At 55.2% G+C, this 15,967-nt stretch carries 17 protein-coding genes; 2 read left to right on the forward strand and 15 right to left on the reverse strand.

The features are described from left to right. Positions 1 to 300: 300 nt before the first annotated feature. The 15 genes from glmS to mnmG all read right to left on the reverse strand — a co-directional run bounded on the left by glmS (position 301) and on the right by mnmG (position 14,985). A complete protein-coding gene (gene glmS, locus ACQE3E_RS22560) occupies positions 301 to 2,136 on the reverse strand; it encodes a glutamine--fructose-6-phosphate transaminase (isomerizing) (protein WP_313730995.1) in 1,836 nt (611 codons plus the stop codon). Between the two features lies 1 nt (position 2,137). Continuing rightward, entirely contained in the window at positions 2,138 to 3,559 is a 1,422-nt protein-coding gene (gene glmU, locus ACQE3E_RS22565) for a bifunctional UDP-N-acetylglucosamine diphosphorylase/glucosamine-1-phosphate N-acetyltransferase GlmU (RefSeq protein WP_313730993.1), read from the reverse strand. A gap of 71 nt (positions 3,560 to 3,630) precedes the next feature. Then, positions 3,631 to 4,053: a F0F1 ATP synthase subunit epsilon gene (locus tag ACQE3E_RS22570; protein ID WP_064028288.1), complete on the reverse strand. Its 423-nt coding sequence runs from the start codon at positions 4,051 to 4,053 to the stop codon at positions 3,631 to 3,633. Between the two features lie 22 nt (positions 4,054 to 4,075). Continuing rightward, positions 4,076 to 5,449, reverse strand: a complete 1,374-nt coding sequence (gene atpD / locus ACQE3E_RS22575) for a F0F1 ATP synthase subunit beta (RefSeq protein ID WP_064028291.1) — start codon at positions 5,447 to 5,449, stop codon at positions 4,076 to 4,078. 45 nt (positions 5,450 to 5,494) lie between these two features. Then, a complete protein-coding gene (atpG, locus tag ACQE3E_RS22580) occupies positions 5,495 to 6,358 on the reverse strand; it encodes a F0F1 ATP synthase subunit gamma (protein WP_427501099.1) in 864 nt (287 codons plus the stop codon). A gap of 11 nt (positions 6,359 to 6,369) precedes the next feature. Then, positions 6,370 to 7,911 carry a F0F1 ATP synthase subunit alpha gene (gene atpA, locus ACQE3E_RS22585; protein ID WP_064028295.1) on the reverse strand — a complete coding sequence of 514 codons (1,542 nt, stop codon included), beginning with the start codon at positions 7,909 to 7,911 and terminating at the stop codon, positions 6,370 to 6,372. A 21-nt stretch (positions 7,912 to 7,932) separates the two neighbouring features. Next, positions 7,933 to 8,463: a F0F1 ATP synthase subunit delta gene (locus ACQE3E_RS22590; RefSeq protein WP_064028297.1), complete on the reverse strand. Its 531-nt coding sequence runs from the start codon at positions 8,461 to 8,463 to the stop codon at positions 7,933 to 7,935. 3 nt (positions 8,464 to 8,466) lie between these two features. Beyond that, positions 8,467 to 8,940, reverse strand: coding sequence for a F0F1 ATP synthase subunit B (locus ACQE3E_RS22595; protein ID WP_064028299.1), 474 nt, complete (start codon positions 8,938 to 8,940; stop codon positions 8,467 to 8,469). A 78-nt stretch (positions 8,941 to 9,018) separates the two neighbouring features. Next, positions 9,019 to 9,303 (reverse strand): F0F1 ATP synthase subunit C, encoded by a 285-nt coding sequence (atpE, locus tag ACQE3E_RS22600; protein ID WP_064028301.1) that lies wholly within the window; start codon positions 9,301 to 9,303, stop codon positions 9,019 to 9,021. Between the two features lie 42 nt (positions 9,304 to 9,345). Continuing rightward, positions 9,346 to 10,113, reverse strand: coding sequence for a F0F1 ATP synthase subunit A (atpB, locus tag ACQE3E_RS22605; protein ID WP_064028303.1), 768 nt, complete (start codon positions 10,111 to 10,113; stop codon positions 9,346 to 9,348). Positions 10,114 to 10,129: 16 nt separating this feature from the next. Beyond that, complete coding sequence (locus ACQE3E_RS22610; protein WP_071160758.1) at positions 10,130 to 10,498, reverse strand: ATP synthase subunit I; 369 nt, start codon at positions 10,496 to 10,498, stop codon at positions 10,130 to 10,132. Positions 10,499 to 10,870: 372 nt separating this feature from the next. Continuing rightward, positions 10,871 to 11,725, reverse strand: coding sequence for a ParB/RepB/Spo0J family partition protein (locus tag ACQE3E_RS22615; RefSeq protein WP_168028551.1), 855 nt, complete (start codon positions 11,723 to 11,725; stop codon positions 10,871 to 10,873). Continuing rightward, entirely contained in the window at positions 11,722 to 12,498 is a 777-nt protein-coding gene (locus ACQE3E_RS22620; RefSeq protein WP_168028552.1) for a ParA family protein, read from the reverse strand. The genes ACQE3E_RS22615 and ACQE3E_RS22620 overlap by 4 nt, the downstream gene beginning before the upstream one ends. Then, positions 12,491 to 13,117 carry a 16S rRNA (guanine(527)-N(7))-methyltransferase RsmG gene (gene rsmG, locus ACQE3E_RS22625; RefSeq protein WP_064028311.1) on the reverse strand — a complete coding sequence of 209 codons (627 nt, stop codon included), beginning with the start codon at positions 13,115 to 13,117 and terminating at the stop codon, positions 12,491 to 12,493. Before rsmG ends, ACQE3E_RS22620 begins: the two co-directional genes overlap by 8 nt. Next, complete coding sequence (gene mnmG, locus ACQE3E_RS22630) at positions 13,117 to 14,985, reverse strand: tRNA uridine-5-carboxymethylaminomethyl(34) synthesis enzyme MnmG (protein WP_427501661.1); 1,869 nt, start codon at positions 14,983 to 14,985, stop codon at positions 13,117 to 13,119. The genes rsmG and mnmG overlap by 1 nt, the downstream gene beginning before the upstream one ends. Positions 14,986 to 15,050: 65 nt before the next feature. Here mnmG and ACQE3E_RS22635 point away from each other — a divergent pair, with 65 nt between their 5' ends. Both ACQE3E_RS22635 and ribA read left to right on the forward strand, forming a co-directional pair. Further along, positions 15,051 to 15,299 carry a DUF7230 family protein gene (locus ACQE3E_RS22635; RefSeq protein ID WP_427501100.1) on the forward strand — a complete coding sequence of 83 codons (249 nt, stop codon included), beginning with the start codon at positions 15,051 to 15,053 and terminating at the stop codon, positions 15,297 to 15,299. A gap of 58 nt (positions 15,300 to 15,357) precedes the next feature. Further along, positions 15,358 to 15,966: a GTP cyclohydrolase II gene (ribA, locus tag ACQE3E_RS22640; protein ID WP_064028315.1), complete on the forward strand. Its 609-nt coding sequence runs from the start codon at positions 15,358 to 15,360 to the stop codon at positions 15,964 to 15,966. The last annotated feature ends 1 nt before the right edge of the window (position 15,967 follow it).

The raw sequence follows: 15,967 nt of genomic DNA on the forward strand, positions 1-15,967 counted from the left end.
CATATAGCTTTTGGTTGCCGCACAATTGGAGTAACGTTGATTTCAACCTGAAATGCGCAATCTAATCTCAACACTTATTCGAATAACAACTAAATTGTTCTTTCTTGTCCTTGGAAATTATTATACGGACGGGAATTGGATGTGCATCAAGCTTCACTTGATCCCATAAACACACACGATTACGAGTCTGCACATAAATAACAGGCCGAGAATCAATGCAAAGGGCTTGCCGAACATTGATTCGACAAGCCCTTAACTTACAATCGCAACCCCTCGGAATCCGTTCCGTCTAAATCGCCGCTATTCCACCGTCACCGACTTGGCCAGGTTTCTGGGTTGATCGACGTCGGTGCCTTTCAGCACGGCGACGTGGTAGGACAGCAGTTGCAGCGGTATCGTGTAGATGATCGGCGAGATGGCGTTGGCGACGCTGGGCATTTTGACGATTTGCACGTTCTCGTCGGCGGCGTCGCTTTCGGCCAAGTCCTCGTCCATGAACACGATCAACTGCCCGCCGCGAGCGCTGACTTCCTGGATGTTGGATTTGAGCTTTTCCAGCAGGTTGTTGTTGGGCGCGACCGTGACCACCGGCATTTCGGCGTCGATCAAGGCCAGCGGGCCGTGCTTCAATTCGCCGGCCGGATAGGCCTCGGCATGGATGTAGGAAATCTCCTTCAGCTTCAACGCGCCTTCCATCGCGATCGGGTAATGGGTACCGCGACCGAGGAATAGCGCGTTGTGCTTGTCGGCGAAACGCTGCGACAACAGTTCGATGGCGTTATCCAGCTTCAGCACTTTTTCGATGTTGCCGGGCAGGGCGAACAGTTGCGAGACGATGTGTTCCTCTTTCTCGGCACTGAGTTCGAAACGGCGGCCGACCGCGATAATCAGCATCAACAAGGCCACCAACTGGGTGGTGAAGGCCTTGGTCGAAGCGACGCCGATTTCCGGGCCGGCGCGGGTCATCAACACCAATTCGGATTCGCGCACCAGCGAGCTTTCCGGCGCGTTGCAGATCACCAGCGAGTGCTTGACGCCGAGCTTTTTGGCTTCCTGTAACGCGGCCAGCGTGTCGGCGGTTTCGCCGGACTGGGAAATGGTCACGACCAAGGTATCCGGCGCCACGACCGGATTGCGGTAGCGGAATTCGCTGGCGATTTCAATAGCGCAGGGCACGCGGGCGTATTTTTCGAACCAGTAGCGGGCAACCAAGCCGGAATGGTAGCTTGTGCCGCACGCCAGAATCAGCACCGATTTAATTTGGTCGAACACGTCGGCGGCATTGTGGCCGAAAGCGTTATCCTGCAGGCGGTTGTCGATAAAGCGGCCTTCCAGGGTTTCGGAAACCGCCCAAGCTTGCTCGTAGATTTCCTTGAGCATGTAGTGGCGGTATTTGCCTTTGTCGACCGAGTCGGCTTTCAGCTGGCTTTCGATGACCGGACGGACCACACGGCGGCCGGCTTCGTCGAATATCGTGACGCCGTTGATGGTCAATTCGGCCACGTCACCGTCTTCCAGAAAGATGAAGCGCTGAGTGACCGGCAGTAAGGCGGCGATGTCGGAGGCGATGAAGTATTCGCCGATGCCGATGCCGATCACCAATGGGCTGCCTTTGCGGCAGGCGACTAGCACGTCCGGTTGCTCGCAGTCGATCACGCCCAGCGCATAGGCGCCGCGCAGGCTTTTGACGGTTTTACCGACCGCGTCGAGCAAATTGCCGGCAGCTTTCAGCTCTTCGGCAACCTTGTGGACGATGACTTCGGTATCGGTCTCGGAAGTGAATACGTAGCCGTTTTCCTGCAACGCGGCGCGCAGGTGGTCGTGATTTTCGATGATGCCGTTATGTACCACCGCCACTCTGTCCTTGCTGACGTGCGGGTGAGCGTTGCGGGTACTCGGCTTGCCGTGGGTGGCCCAGCGAGTGTGAGCGATGCCGATTCGGCCTTCGATCGGGTCGGCGCCGATTAGCGCTTCCAGGCCCTTAACCTTGCCCAGTTCGCGCTTGCGGAAGATTTCGCCACCGTTAATGACGGCCAGGCCGGCCGAATCATAACCCCGGTACTCCAGACGCTTTAAACCTTCAATCAAAATCGGAACCACGTTGCGTTGGGCAACGCCCGCGACTATGCCGCACATATTATTTCTCCGGCCGACTGCTTTGTTGGGAGTGCGGAGCACTGTCTGTTTCAGGGCCCGCTTGTTTAACCGGTCTTTGCCAACCGGCGATACTGACTTGCTTGACGCGGCTTAGGGTCAATTGCTCGGCGGGGGTGTCCTTGGTAATCGTCGAACCCGCGCCTATCGTGGCGTTTTTGCCGATCCTGACCGGTGCCACCAATTGCGAGTCGGAGCCGATGAAGGCGCCGTCTTCGATGACGGTTTTGAATTTATTCACCCCGTCGTAATTACAGGTAATGGTGCCGGCGCCGACGTTGACCTTGCTGCCGATTTCGCTGTCGCCAATATAGCTCAAATGGTTAATCTTGCTGCCGACGCCGACGTCGGCTTTCTTGATTTCGACGAAATTGCCGATGTGGACCTGCTCGGCCAAGCGGGTTTGCGGTCGCAGACGGGCGAACGGGCCGATCCGGCTGCCGGCGCCGATTTCGGCATCCTCGATGACGCTGTTAGGCAGAATTTCCACGCCTTCGCCGATAGTGGCGTTCTTGATCATGCAATGGGCGCCGATCTTGACGTTGGAGGCGATGCGGTTCACGCCTTCGAAGATCACGTTGATGTCGATGTCGATGTCTTGACCAAGCTCGGCGAAAACGCCGCGCACGTCTAGGCGGGCCGGATCCCGCAAGGTCACACCCTTCTCCATCAGCGCCTGGGCTTGTTCGCGTTGGTAAACCCTTTCCAAATGGGCCAATTGCGCGCGATTATTGACACCCAGCACTTCGTCGGCACTGGCGGCCTGACTGGTTTCTATCGTCAAACCGTCGTCTACCGCCATTTCGATAATGTCGGTCAGATAGTATTCGTTCTGGGCGTTGTTGTTGGACAGCCGTGCCAGCCACTGCTTGAGCTGGCTGCCCTTGCAAGCCAGGATGCCGGTATTGCCTTCGTTGATTTGCGCCTCTGCCTCGTTGGCGTCTTTTTGTTCGACGATCTTGATGACCGCATGATCCTTGTCGCGGACGATGCGGCCGTAGCCGGTAGGATCGTCCAAAGTCACGGTCAGCAACGCCAATGAAGTCAGACTGGCTTTGCGCAACAGGGTTTGTATCGTCTGCGTTTTCAGCAACGGTACGTCGCCGTATAGGATCAAGACGGTATCGCCGTCTTCGACATGGTCGATGGCTTGCTGTACCGCGTGACCGGTGCCAAGTTGCTGCTTTTGCTCTATCCAGGTGGCGTCCAACGCACTCAGGGTTTGTTTAACCGCCTCGCCACCGTGGCCGTAGACGATAAAGATTTGATTGTCCTCTAGCCCGCGGCTAGTTTGGTATACGTGCTCCAGCAATGCCCGGTTGGCGATTTCATGTAGCACTTTGGGCCGAGCCGAACGCATCCGCGTACCTTGGCCGGCGGCGAGTATTATGGTTTTTATCGACATCGTGATTCCTAAAACAAAAAAGCCCGATGACGTCTAGCGCCATCGGGCTGTATTTTTACGCGATTCCGAGCTTACGCGCCACGTTTTCTTAATCTATCCAGAGTCCGTAGCTTCATAACCGCGTCGGCCAATTCGGCCTGCGCGAGGGCGTAGTCGATTTTACCGCTCTTGTCGGACAGCATTTCCTCGGCTTTGGCCTTGGCTTGCAAGGCGGCGGCTTCGTCAATGTCCTTGGCCCTAATCGCGGTGTCGGCCAATACCGTGGCGACATGCGGCTGCACTTCCAGGAAGCCGCCGGTAATGTAAAACGCGTGCTGCTCCTTGTCGCTGATCTTGACCCTGACTTCGCCAGGTTTCAATTTAGTGATCAGCGGTGCGTGCCGCGCCGCGATACCGACATCGCCCATTTCGGCCGGCGCGAACAACATTTCCGCCAAACCGGAATAGATTTCCTGCTCGGCGCTGACTATGTCAACATGGATGGTCATTACCATGATCGAACCCTCCTATGCCGAGTTACATGTTTTTGGCTTTTTCGATGGCTTCGTCGATTGTTCCCACCATATAAAAAGCTTGTTCGGGCAAGCTGTCGTACTCGCCGCTGATAATGCCTTTGAAGCCGGCGATGGTGTCTTTCAAGGACACGTATTTGCCGGGCGAACCGGTAAATACCTCGGCTACGAAGAACGGTTGCGACAAGAAGCGTTGCACTTTACGCGCGCGAGCCACCGTCAGTTTATCTTCTTCGGACAATTCGTCCATGCCCAAGATGGCGATGATATCGCGCAACTCTTTATAGCGTTGCAGGATACCTTGCACGGTTCGGGCGGTTTCGTAATGTTCTTGGCCGATGACCAAAGGATCCAACTGACGGCTGGTGGAATCCAGCGGATCGATCGCCGGGTAAATACCCAACTCGGCAATTTGACGGGACAATACCACGGTCGCGTCCAAGTGAGCGAAAGTAGTGGCTGGCGACGGGTCGGTCAAGTCGTCGGCCGGTACGTAAACCGCTTGGATAGACGTGATAGAACCGGTTTTGGTCGAGGTAATCCGTTCTTGCAGAACGCCCATCTCTTCGGCCAGGGTCGGTTGGTAACCTACCGCGGAAGGCATACGGCCCAACAACGCCGACACTTCGGTACCCGCCAGCGTGTAACGGTAAATGTTGTCGACGAAGAATAACACGTCACGGCCTTCATCACGGAAAAACTCCGCCATGGTCAGACCGGTCAACGCAACGCGCAAACGGTTTCCCGGCGGCTCGTTCATCTGTCCGTAAACCAACGATACTTTGTCGATAACGTTGGAATCGGTCATTTCGTGATAGAAGTCGTTACCTTCGCGGGTCCGCTCACCCACACCGGCGAATACCGAATAACCGCTGTGCTCGATCGCGATGTTACGGATCAATTCCATCATGTTGACGGTCTTGCCTACGCCCGCGCCGCCGAACAGGCCGACTTTACCGCCTTTGGCGAACGGGCAAACCAAGTCGATCACCTTGATGCCGGTTTCCAGCAACTCATTGGCTGGCGCTTGATCGGCGTAAGAGGGCGCGTCGCGGTGGATAACCCATTTTTCTTTCTCGCCGATAGGCCCTTTTTCGTCGATGGCGTCGCCGAGGACATTCATGATACGGCCCAGCGTGGCTTGGCCGACCGGTACCTTGATCGCTTCACCGGTGTTGCTGACGCCGGCGCCGCGTTTCAGACCGTCGGTAGAACCCATCGCAATCGTGCGAACCACGCCGTCGCCCAATTGTTGCTGGACTTCCAGAACCAGACCGCCGTCAACATTCAACGCGTCGTATACTTTCGGCAGGTTTTCGCGCGGAAATTCCACGTCGACGACCGCTCCGATGATCTGAACGATTTTACCCAAACTCATTATGTCGTCCTCTTTAAAAATCTATCTAAACTTGTCTTGAAAGGCCTAAACGGCGGATGCCCCGGCAACGATCTCGGAAATTTCCTGGGTGATGGCGGCCTGTCTGGCTTTGTTGTAAACCAGTTGCAATTCCTTGATGATGTTTCCGGCATTGTCGGAAGCACTCTTCATCGCCACCATCCGGGCGGCCTGCTCGCAAGCGTTGTTTTCCACCAAACCTTGAAACACCGTGGATTCGACGTAACGAATCAGCAAACTGTCCAGAACGTCCTTGGCATTGGGCTCGTACAAATAATCCCAATGGCCGGACAAAGCCGGTTCCAACTCGCCGACTTGCACCGGCAGCAGTTGTTGCAGCACCGGTTTCTGCGTCATTGTGTTAACGAAATCGTTGCTGATCAGAAACACTTGGTCGATCCGGCCGGCTTCGTAGGCATCCAGCATGATTTTCACGGTCCCGATGATGTCGGTTTGGTGCGGCGTGTCGCCGAGCTTGGTCGCCTGACCGAGCAGGTTGGCATTCAGCAGGTTGAAAAACACGGCCGCCTTGCCGCCGATCGCGCACACATCGATTTCGATGCCGTTAGCGCGCCATTGCTGCATTTCGACCAATATCTTCCTAAACAGGTTGGCGTTCAGGCCGCCGCACAAGCCGCGGTCGGAACTAACCACGATAATGCCCACCCGCTTAACCTCGCGTTCGATCAGGAACGGATGTTTATATTCCGGATTGGCATAGGCCAGATGCCGAATGATCTGACCTATTTTTTTTGCGTAAGGCCGGGTTGCTTGCATGCGGTCCTTGGTTTTCCGCATCTTGCTCGCCGCCACCATTTCCATGGCTCGGGTGATCTTCTGAGTATTTTTGATACTCGCGATCTTGGTACGTATCTCTTTGCCAACAGCCATGTGCGGACCCTTTACCAGCTACCGGTCTTGACGAAACGCTCGATGGCGCTGTGAATGCCTTTTTGAATTTCGTCGTTGTAGTCGCCTTTCTCGTTGATTTTAGCCATCAGCGCGGATTCTTCGTTGCGCATGAAATCCAGCAGCGCCGCTTCGAACGCACGGACTTGCTTGACTTCCAAGCTATCCAGGAAACCGGAGTTCGCCGCGTATAACGAAACACCCATTTCGGCAACCGACATCGGCGCGTATTGGTTTTGCTTCATCAACTCGGTCACGCGTTGTCCGCGTTCGATTTGCTTGCGGGTGCTTTCGTCCAAATCGGATGCGAACTGGGCGAAAGCCGCCAACTCGCGGAACTGCGCCAAGTCCAGACGAATACCGCCACCCAGTTTTTTGATGATCTTGGTTTGCGCCGCGCCGCCAACCCGCGATACCGACAGACCGGCGTTGACCGCCGGACGAATACCTGAGTTGAACAGACCGGTCTCCAGGAAGATCTGGCCGTCGGTGATCGAAATCACGTTGGTTGGAACGAAGGCTGAAACGTCGCCGCCTTGGGTTTCGATGATCGGCAGAGCGGTCAACGAACCGGTTTTGCCTTGTACCTTGCCGCCGGTTAGCTTCTCGACTTCAGCCGCATTGATGCGGGCCGCGCGCTCCAACAGGCGCGAGTGAATGTAGAATACGTCGCCAGGGTAAGCTTCGCGTCCTGGCGGACGGCGCAGCAACAGGGAGATTTGACGGTAGGCCCAAGCTTGCTTGGTCAAGTCGTCGTAAATGATCAGCGCGTCTTCGCCTTTATCGCGGAAGTATTCGCCCATCGAGCAGCCGGTGTACGGCGCGATGAATTGTAGCGCGGCGGATTCCGAGGCTGACGCCACGACGATAATGGTGTGATCCATCGCGCCGTGTTCTTCCAATTTACGTACCACGTTGGCGATAGACGAGCGTTTTTGCCCGATCGCAACGTAGATGCATTTAATACCGGTACCTTTTTGATTGATGATCGCATCAACCGCAATTGCTGTCTTACCGGTTTGACGGTCACCGATGATCAGCTCCCGTTGGCCGCGGCCGACCGGAATCATCGAGTCGATCGCTTTCAAGCCGATTTGGACCGGTTGATCAACCGATTGACGGGCAATAACGCCCGGCGCGATTTTTTCGATCGGCGAGCTCAAGGCGGTATCGATCGGACCCTTGCCGTCGATCGGATTACCCAACGCGTCGACCACGCGACCCAACAGGGCGTCCCCAACCGGCACTTCCAAAATCCGGCCGGTGCATTTGACGGTGTCGCCTTCGGTGATGTCTTGATAACCGCCCAACATGACCACACCGACCGAATCGCGTTCCAAGTTCAATGCCATGCCATAAGAGCCGCCGGGAAACTCCAGCATTTCGCCCTGCATTACTTCCGACAATCCGTGAACCCTAACGATACCGTCGGTCACACTGACCACGGTACCTTCCGTATGGGCTTCGAGGTGGGCGTCGAAATTTTCGATCTTCTTCTTGATCAGATCACTGATTTCTGATGGATTTAATTGCATGTTATTTTCCCGCTCTAACTCTTAAAGTCTTTTGGCTAATTGATGAAGCTGGCCTCTGACGGAACCGTCGATGACTTTATCGCCGGCTCTGGCGAGTATGCCCCCAATTAACGATTTATCGACAGAAACGGCAGCGTTGACTTTTTTGTTCAAGACTTTTTCAAGCATGGCGACATATTTGCCTTGCTCGGCCTTGCTCAACGCGTATGCACTGTACAAGTCGACATTGACATAGCCTTCGTCGTCGGCTTTGTGCTGTTCGAACATTGTCGCAATTTGCGGCAACAGCGACAGCTTGTCGTTGTCTATCAGTATCTTGATCAGATTTTTCGCTTCATCCAGAACATGGTCTCCGCAAATGTCGAAAACCAAGTTCGTAATGTTCTGTTTACCCACTCTAGGGTTATTCAAAATGTCGGACAGGGCCGGTTCCCGCAGCGCCAAAGACAAAAAAGCCAACGAATCGGACCATGCGGCGACAGCGTCGCCCTCCTTGGCACGCTTGAACACAGCTTCGGCATAAGGTCTTGCTAGTGTCGCTAACTCAGCCATGGCCTAACCCAATTGGTCCGCTGCTTTGCTGAGAATATCCTGATGCTTGGCCTTGTCGATTTCTTCTTTCAATATCTGTTCGGCCGCGCGCAACGCCAACGAGGAAACTTCCTTACGCAGACTTTCCCTGGCTTGCAGCAATTCTTGCTCGATTTGGGCCTTGGCCGCTTCCAATAACCGTTCGCCTTCTTTTTTGGCTTGGTCCTTGGCATCCTCGACTAACAGGTTGGCGCGCTTTTGAGCGGCACCGACAATCTCGGAAGATTGCTCCTTGGCTTCCTTCAAGATGGATTTGGCTTTTTTCTCGGCCAATTTGATTTCTTCTTGGCCTCTCTCGGCCGCCGCCAATCCTTCGGCGATCTTTTTTCTGCGCTCTTCCAAAACGCCCAATAGGTATGACCAGACGTACTTCTCGGTGAACCACACCAGAAGCGCGAAGGTAATCATCTGCCCGATTAGGGTTAGATTGATACTCATGAATGTTCCTCGTTATACCGTTGCCCGATTGATTATTGAGGTAAGGCTATGCCGTAACCCCGATCGACAATCTTGCAATTAGCCAGCAACCGCTTGAACAGCCGCCAGGAACGGGTTTGCAAACGCCAACATCAACGCCAGACCCACACCGATCATCGCTACCGCGTCCAACAGACCGGCGATCAAAAACATTTTGCCTTGCAGCATCGGCACCAATTCAGGTTGGCGAGCGGCGGCTTCCAGGAATTTACCGCCCAACAGACCGAAACCAATCGCGGTGCCAATGGCGGCCAAGCCGAGGATAATGCCCACTGCGATTGCGGTAGAGGCTTGAACATTGGCAATTAATGATGCGATTTCCATAGTGTCTCCTAATAAAAGGTAAGTAGTTATAAAGTGAATGAATTAGTGGTCTTCGTGGGCCAGACTCAAATAAACGATAGTCAGGACCATGAAGATGAAGGCTTGCAGCGTGATAACCAGAATGTGAAATATCGCCCAAGGAAAACCCAAGATCGGTTGTATCGCCGGCGGCAGCAACGCGATCAGAATAAAGATCAATTCGCCGGCATACAAGTTACCGAACAACCGCAAACCCAGAGAAATTGGCTTGGCCAGCTCTTCCACGGTTTTCAGGATCAGGTTGAACGGAATCATGACCGGATGATGGAAAGGCGTCAGCGTGAATTCCTTGATGAAACCCAATACGCCCTTAATCTTGATGCTGTAAAAGAAGATCAGCACGAATACGCTCAGCGACAACGCGAAAGTCCCGTTCAAATCGGTACTCGGTACCACGCGCAAATAGGGGATTCCCATCCAGCCGCCCAACATTGGCAACAAATCGACTGGCAACATGTCCATGGCATTCCACAGGAATACCCAACAGAAAATCGTCAACGCCAGTGGAGCAATCAATTTGCTACGGCCGTGAAACGTGTCCTTCACCTGGGTATCGACGAACTCGATCAACAGCTCGGCGAAATTCTGCGCCAAGCCCGGCACTCCGGTGGTTGCCTTGCCGACGACGGTCTTAAAAAAGCCCAGAAATAAACCACCCAATACGGCCGAAAAAAACAGAGTATCCAGATGTAGAGCCCAAAAACCCTCGCCAACCGACAGCGGAGTCAAGTGATGGACTATATAACCCGTCGCGCCACCTTCACTAGCCATTTTTCCTCGCAAAAATCTAAATACGCCACGTCAGCAGCGCAAACCAAAATACCGATAATACTGCAATGTAACCCAACAGCAGCATCAAAAAATCGATGACGGGAATCTGTAACGCCAAGATGAACAGCGCCGCTGTCAAAGCCAATTTGATCGTTTCACCCGAATAAAAGGCATTCACAACTTTTCTGGCGCCGGCATGTCTGACGAGATGCAACCGGTAGGCAAAATACAGATTCGGTATCAATGCCACCAGACCGCCCAGCAAAGCCGACAGCGCGGATTTCCAAGCGCCCATCAATAAAAATCCCGATGCCACCAATGTGGCCATCAGGACCTGTCCAAGCAAGACTTTTCCGACAGTAGAAAACGCATTTCCAACTGCCATCCGTTTCCCCTTTTCTTTTAAGCCGAGGGATTATATCCAGCCCTACCCGCTAAAGCAAGGTAAGGGCTTGGGAAGCCCCGCTCCAACCGGCCCCCAGAAACCACAACAATCATCTGTGATTTTAGGTTTTCGGAGTATAAGCAACTGTCATGCCAGCACAACTAAGCCGGTTTTCCTGACCATTCCAACGCATTCCTTGTTGCGAACCCTACAATTTCACCAGCCCGATGGCGTAAGCCCGACACTGAAAGCTTCTCGTCCAAGACATCTGCCGAATGAAGACAACCAATCCTCTCAGACCCACTCCTGGACCGCCAAGCCGATCCCCACGCTGCCCGCGCGGCTCTCGAATCGGTCCGATAGAGCTCGTTGTTAGCCTATCCGGCCGATAATCCCCTCCAGCTCTTCCAAACTACTGTAATTGATCACCAGCTTACCCTTGCCGTTGCTTTGGTGATTGATCTCGACCTTCGCTCCGGTTCGCTCGGACAATTCGCGTTGCAATCTCAAGGTGTCCGGGTCGACCTTCTTGGCGACGGCCGGCTTTTCGTCGTGCAGTTCGCGCACCAGTTTCTCGACGGCGCGCACGGTCAGATGCTGTTTCACAGCCTTGTTGGCGATTTCGACCTGCTTGGCTTCGTCCAAGCCCAACAGGGCGCGGGCATGACCCATTTCCAATTGTCCGCGCGCCAGCATGGTTTTAACCTCGCCGGCGAGATCCAGCAAACGCAGCAAATTGGTCACCGTGGTCCGAGATTTGCCGACCGATTCGGCGATCTGCTGATGCGTCAATTCGAATTCGTCGAGCAAACGATGCAAGGCCTCGGCTTCTTCCAGCGCATTCAAATCCTCGCGCTGGATGTTCTCGATCAAAGCCACTGCCATCACCGAGCGATCATCGATGTCCTTGACGATGACCGGCACCTCGGCGAGTTCCGCCAACTGAGCGGCGCGCCAACGACGCTCGCCGGCAATAATCTCGTATTTATCGCCATCGGTCTTGCGCACGACGATCGGCTGAATGATGCCCTGCGCGGCAATCGAATCCGACAGTTCCTTCAGTTTTTCCGGGTCCATGTCTCGGCGCGGCTGGTATTTGCCGCGCTGCAGAAATTCGATGGGGAGTTTTTGCACGTCTTGCGGCTTCTCGGCGCCGGCTGGCGGCGATACCACGTCGCCGAGCAGCTCGCTCAATCCCCGGCCTAATCCGCGTTTTTTTTGCATCATGATTTGGCAGCCTTGTGTTTTCGTATCAGTTCGCCGGCCAACGCGATATAGGCCACCGCGCCGCGCGAAGCCTTATCGTAGGTCAGCACCGGTACGCCGTGACTCGGCGCTTCGGCCAGCCGAATGTTTCGGGGTATCGTGGTCCTGAACACCTTGTCACCGAAATACTCGATCAATTGGTCGGACACATCCTTGCCCAATCGACTGCGATTGTCGACCATGGTGCGCAGGATGCCTTCCAGATGCAGGCCGGGGTTGACGCTGTCGCGGATGTTACGCAACGTGGACATCAGCGACGACAAGCCTTCCAGCGAGTAATACTCGCACTGCATCGGAATCAGTACGCTGTGGGCGGCCACCATGGCGTTCAGCGTCAACATGTTCAAGGACGGCGGGCAGTCGATCAGAATGTAATCGTATTGCTCCCTGACCGGCAGCAATGCGTCGGCCAGCCGCCGCTCGCGGTGCTGGGCCCCCATCAATTTGACTTCGGCGGCGGTCAGATCGGCGTTGCCGGGAATCAGGTCGAAACCCAACTCGCGATTTTTCAGAATGATGCCGGAGACCGGCACCTCTTCCAGCAGCAATTCGCAACTGGAATATTCCAGCTCATCCTTGTTCACGCCGCAGCCCATCGCCGCGTTGCCTTGCGGATCGAGGTCGATCAATAACACCTTACGCTTGGTGGCGGCCAAGGCCGCCGCCAGATTGACGCTGGTCGTGGTTTTGCCGACCCCGCCCTTTTGATTGGTAATCGCGATAATCTTAGCCATGCTTGATTCCTTGTACCCGAATCAGACAACGCTCGGCGTCTATGCCGGGCACCGTCAGCGGTATCAGTTGAGTTTCGGCGTCGATTCCCGCCAGTTCGTCGCGCGGATTTTGGCCCTTCATCGCCAGCAGGATACCGTCTTCGGCCAGTAAATGGCCGGTCAGCGCGACGATGTCGGGCAACGAAGCGAAAGCGCGAGTCAACACCGCATCGAATCCGGCATCCGGCGCCCATTGTTCGACTCGCGCATGCACGACGTCGACATTGCCCAGCTTTAGTTCCAGCGCGGCCTGTCGCACGAAACGAGTTTTCTTGGAATTGGAGTCGACCAGCGTAAAACGGCAATCCGGCCGGCAAATCGCCAGAGGAATACCCGGCAAACCGGCACCAGTACCGATGTCGGCGATTCGGGTCGGTTTCAAATGCGGCAGAATCGCCAAACTGTCGAGCAAATGCAGACTGACCATCTCCAACGGATCGCGCACGGCGGTCAGATTATAAGCCTTGTTCCACTTAACCATCAGTTGGATGAAGCGCAGCAGTGCGTCGATCTCACTGTCGCTGGTCGGCAAAGCCAAGGCTGTCAAGCCTTGCAGCAGTTTTTCCCGGCAAGCATCCATCAGGCGCTTTTCTTTTTAAGATGCACCAATAACAGCGAAATTGCCGCCGGGGTGATGCCGGGAATCCGCGACGCCTGGCCCAGGGTTTCCGGCCTTTGTTTTTTCAGCTTCTCGCTGACTTCGTTGGACAGTCCAGATACCAGACTGTAATCGACGTTTTCCGGTAGCTTCAAATGCTCGTAGCGCTGAGTTCGGTTGATCTCGGTTTGTTGGCGGTCGATGTAGCCGGCGTATTTGGCTTGAATCGCCACCTGTTCGGCCACTTGCTCATCGATTTCGGCTTCATCGCTGAAACGCAGCAGATTCTCGACATCCACTTCCGGCCGGCGCAGCATCTCCATCAGGCTGGCTTCCTTCAACAGCTTTTTGCCCCACAACTCTTCGGCTAACGCCGCTTCGTCGGATTCGGTGCGTATCCACTTTTTAGCCAGCTTGCCTTGCAGATTGGCTATGGCTTCGCGCTTTTCTTCAAAGCATTGCCAGCGCTCGTCATCCACCAAGCCGAGCTCCCGGCCTTGTTCGGTCAAGCGCAAATCGGCGTTGTCCTCGCGCAACTGCAGGCGGTATTCGGCGCGACTGGTGAACATCCGGTAGGGTTCGGCGGTGCCGCGCGTGATCAGATCGTCTATCATCACGCCGATGTAGGCTTCCTCGCGGCCGGGGCACCAACTTTCCAAACCTTTCGCCAATCTTGCCGCGTTCAAACCGGCGATCAAGCCTTGGGCCGCGGCTTCTTCGTAGCCGGTGGTGCCGTTGATCTGGCCGGCGAAGAACAGCGCGTTCATGTGTTTGGTTTCCAGCGAGGTTTTCAGATCGCGCGGATCGAAAAAATCGTATTCGATGGCATAACCGGGGCGGACGATCTCGGCATTCTCGAAACCCAACATGGTCCTGATAAACCGATACTGAATGTCGAACGGTAAACTGGTCGAGATGCCGTTCGGATAGACTTCGTTGGTGGTCAAACCTTCCGGCTCGACGAAAATCTGGTGCGAATCGCGCTCGGCGAAGCGCACGACTTTATCCTCAATCGACGGGCAATAACGCGGACCGACGCCTTCGATAATGCCGGAATACATCGGCGATCTATCCAGGCCGGAACGAATGATGTCGTGAGTTTCTTGGTTGGTGCGGGTGATATGGCAGCAAATTTGCCGTGGATGCTGGTCGCGGCTACCCATGAAGGAAAATACCGGCAGCGGCGTGTCGCCGTGCTGTTCCTGCAATTTGCTGTAGTCGATGGTGCGGCCATCAATGCGGGCCGGAGTGCCGGTTTTCAGACGGCCAATCCGGAACGGCAATTCCCGCAAACGCTCGGCCAACGCAATCGATGCCGCATCGCCGGCGCGGCCGCCGCTGTAATTTTCCAGACCGATATGGATGCGACCGGCCAGAAAGGTACCGGCGGTCAACACCACGGCTTTGGCGGTAAATTCCAAGCCCATCTGGGTTTTAACGCCGGTCACCCGGTCGCCCCGCACGATCAAATCCGAAACCGTTTGTTGAAACAGCGCCAAATTCGGCTGATTTTCCAACGCGGAACGCACCGCCTGTTTATACAGCATCCGATCCGCCTGCGCGCGGGTCGCGCGCACCGCCGGACCCTTGCTGGCGTTCAGAATCCGAAACTGGATGCCGCCTTTATCGATGGCTTTGGCCATGATGCCGCCAAGCGCATCGACCTCTTTCACCAAATGGCCCTTGCCGATGCCGCCGATGGCTGGATTGCAGCTCATTTGCCCCAAGGTTTCGATGTTTTGGGTCAACAGCAGGGTTTGCGCGCCGGTGCGAGCCGCCGCCAGCGCCGCCTCGGTGCCAGCATGGCCGCCGCCGACCACGATCACATCAAAGTCTTTCTGGAATTTCACAGGCAATTCACGCTCGAATAGGGTTAAAATAACACGCTATTTTAATGGCTTACGGAGAAAAAAGCATGAAAAAACAAAAGCAGGGCAAGGGTTTGCATGAACCGCCCGCCCATAACCCGGTCGCGAAATTCGCCCACCGTTACAACAAACACCAAATTTTCGCCGATAAACGCGCCTACCAACGCAAAGGCAAACACCGCGGGCAGGAGCCCTTTGCCATCGTTTCGGCCGAGCCGATGGCAAAGGGCTTAGCCGAACTAAACCAGCGTGTTCCGACCCGCCTCGGGCCGGTCGGTTCCACCAGACTACGCTAACCGCCCATCGAGACGATTCCGGCCGCCCCCTGGCCGTACTTTGAGGATTTCCCACGCAGTGAAAGCAAGCATAGAAGACAAAGTTCAAACCCGAATTCCCACCAAACACGGCGAATTCATCCTGCACTACTACAGCAACAGTCTGGACGACAAGGAACACGTCGCCTTCGTCAAGGGCGAGGTCGCCGGCAAGGACGAGGTACCGGTACGCATACACTCCGAATGCTTCACCGGCGACGTATTGGGTTCGCGGCGTTGCGACTGCGGCGCTCAACTGGACATGGCGCTGGGCTTGATCGAGCAGGCCGGCTGCGGCGTGTTGATTTACCTGCGCCAGGAAGGCCGTGGCATCGGCCTGCTGAAAAAGCTGCAAGCTTACAATTTGCAGGATCAGGGGCTGGACACCGTCGATGCTAATATCAAACTGGGACATCTGGCCGACGAGCGGCAATACGACATCGCCGCGCTGATTCTCAGCGCCTTACAGGTACGCTCGATCAATTTGATCACCAACAATCCGCAAAAAATCGACGAACTGACCAAACTGGGCGTAAAGGTTCACGACAGGATCGCCATCGAAACCCGGGTTCACGACGACAACGTCGATTATCTGAAAACCAAGGCTGAACGCATGCGCCACATGCTGAACATGCCCGACAGCGAATAAA

The organism is Methylomonas sp. MED-D, assembly GCF_050276835.1.
Lineage (GTDB): Bacteria > Pseudomonadota > Gammaproteobacteria > Methylococcales > Methylomonadaceae > Methylomonas > Methylomonas koyamae_A.

Excerpts from the sequence above, each read along its gene's own strand:
- glmS (WP_313730995.1), bottom strand. The coding sequence starts at position 2,136 with ATGTGCGGCATAGTCGCGGGCGTTGCCCAACGCAACGTGGTTCCGATT.
- glmU (WP_313730993.1), bottom strand. The coding sequence starts at position 3,559 with ATGTCGATAAAAACCATAATACTCGCCGCCGGCCAAGGTACGCGGATG.
- ACQE3E_RS22570 (WP_064028288.1), bottom strand. The coding sequence starts at position 4,053 with ATGGTAATGACCATCCATGTTGACATAGTCAGCGCCGAGCAGGAAATC.
- atpD (WP_064028291.1), bottom strand. The coding sequence starts at position 5,449 with ATGAGTTTGGGTAAAATCGTTCAGATCATCGGAGCGGTCGTCGACGTG.
- atpG (WP_427501099.1), bottom strand. The coding sequence starts at position 6,358 with ATGGCTGTTGGCAAAGAGATACGTACCAAGATCGCGAGTATCAAAAAT.
- atpA (WP_064028295.1), bottom strand. The coding sequence starts at position 7,911 with ATGCAATTAAATCCATCAGAAATCAGTGATCTGATCAAGAAGAAGATC.
- ACQE3E_RS22590 (WP_064028297.1), bottom strand. The coding sequence starts at position 8,463 with ATGGCTGAGTTAGCGACACTAGCAAGACCTTATGCCGAAGCTGTGTTC.
- ACQE3E_RS22595 (WP_064028299.1), bottom strand. The coding sequence starts at position 8,940 with ATGAGTATCAATCTAACCCTAATCGGGCAGATGATTACCTTCGCGCTT.
- atpE (WP_064028301.1), bottom strand. The coding sequence starts at position 9,303 with ATGGAAATCGCATCATTAATTGCCAATGTTCAAGCCTCTACCGCAATC.
- atpB (WP_064028303.1), bottom strand. The coding sequence starts at position 10,113 with ATGGCTAGTGAAGGTGGCGCGACGGGTTATATAGTCCATCACTTGACT.
- ACQE3E_RS22610 (WP_071160758.1), bottom strand. The coding sequence starts at position 10,498 with ATGGCAGTTGGAAATGCGTTTTCTACTGTCGGAAAAGTCTTGCTTGGA.
- ACQE3E_RS22615 (WP_168028551.1), bottom strand. The coding sequence starts at position 11,725 with ATGATGCAAAAAAAACGCGGATTAGGCCGGGGATTGAGCGAGCTGCTC.
- ACQE3E_RS22620 (WP_168028552.1), bottom strand. The coding sequence starts at position 12,498 with ATGGCTAAGATTATCGCGATTACCAATCAAAAGGGCGGGGTCGGCAAA.
- rsmG (WP_064028311.1), bottom strand. The coding sequence starts at position 13,117 with ATGGATGCTTGCCGGGAAAAACTGCTGCAAGGCTTGACAGCCTTGGCT.
- ACQE3E_RS22635 (WP_427501100.1), top strand. The coding sequence starts at position 15,051 with ATGAAAAAACAAAAGCAGGGCAAGGGTTTGCATGAACCGCCCGCCCAT.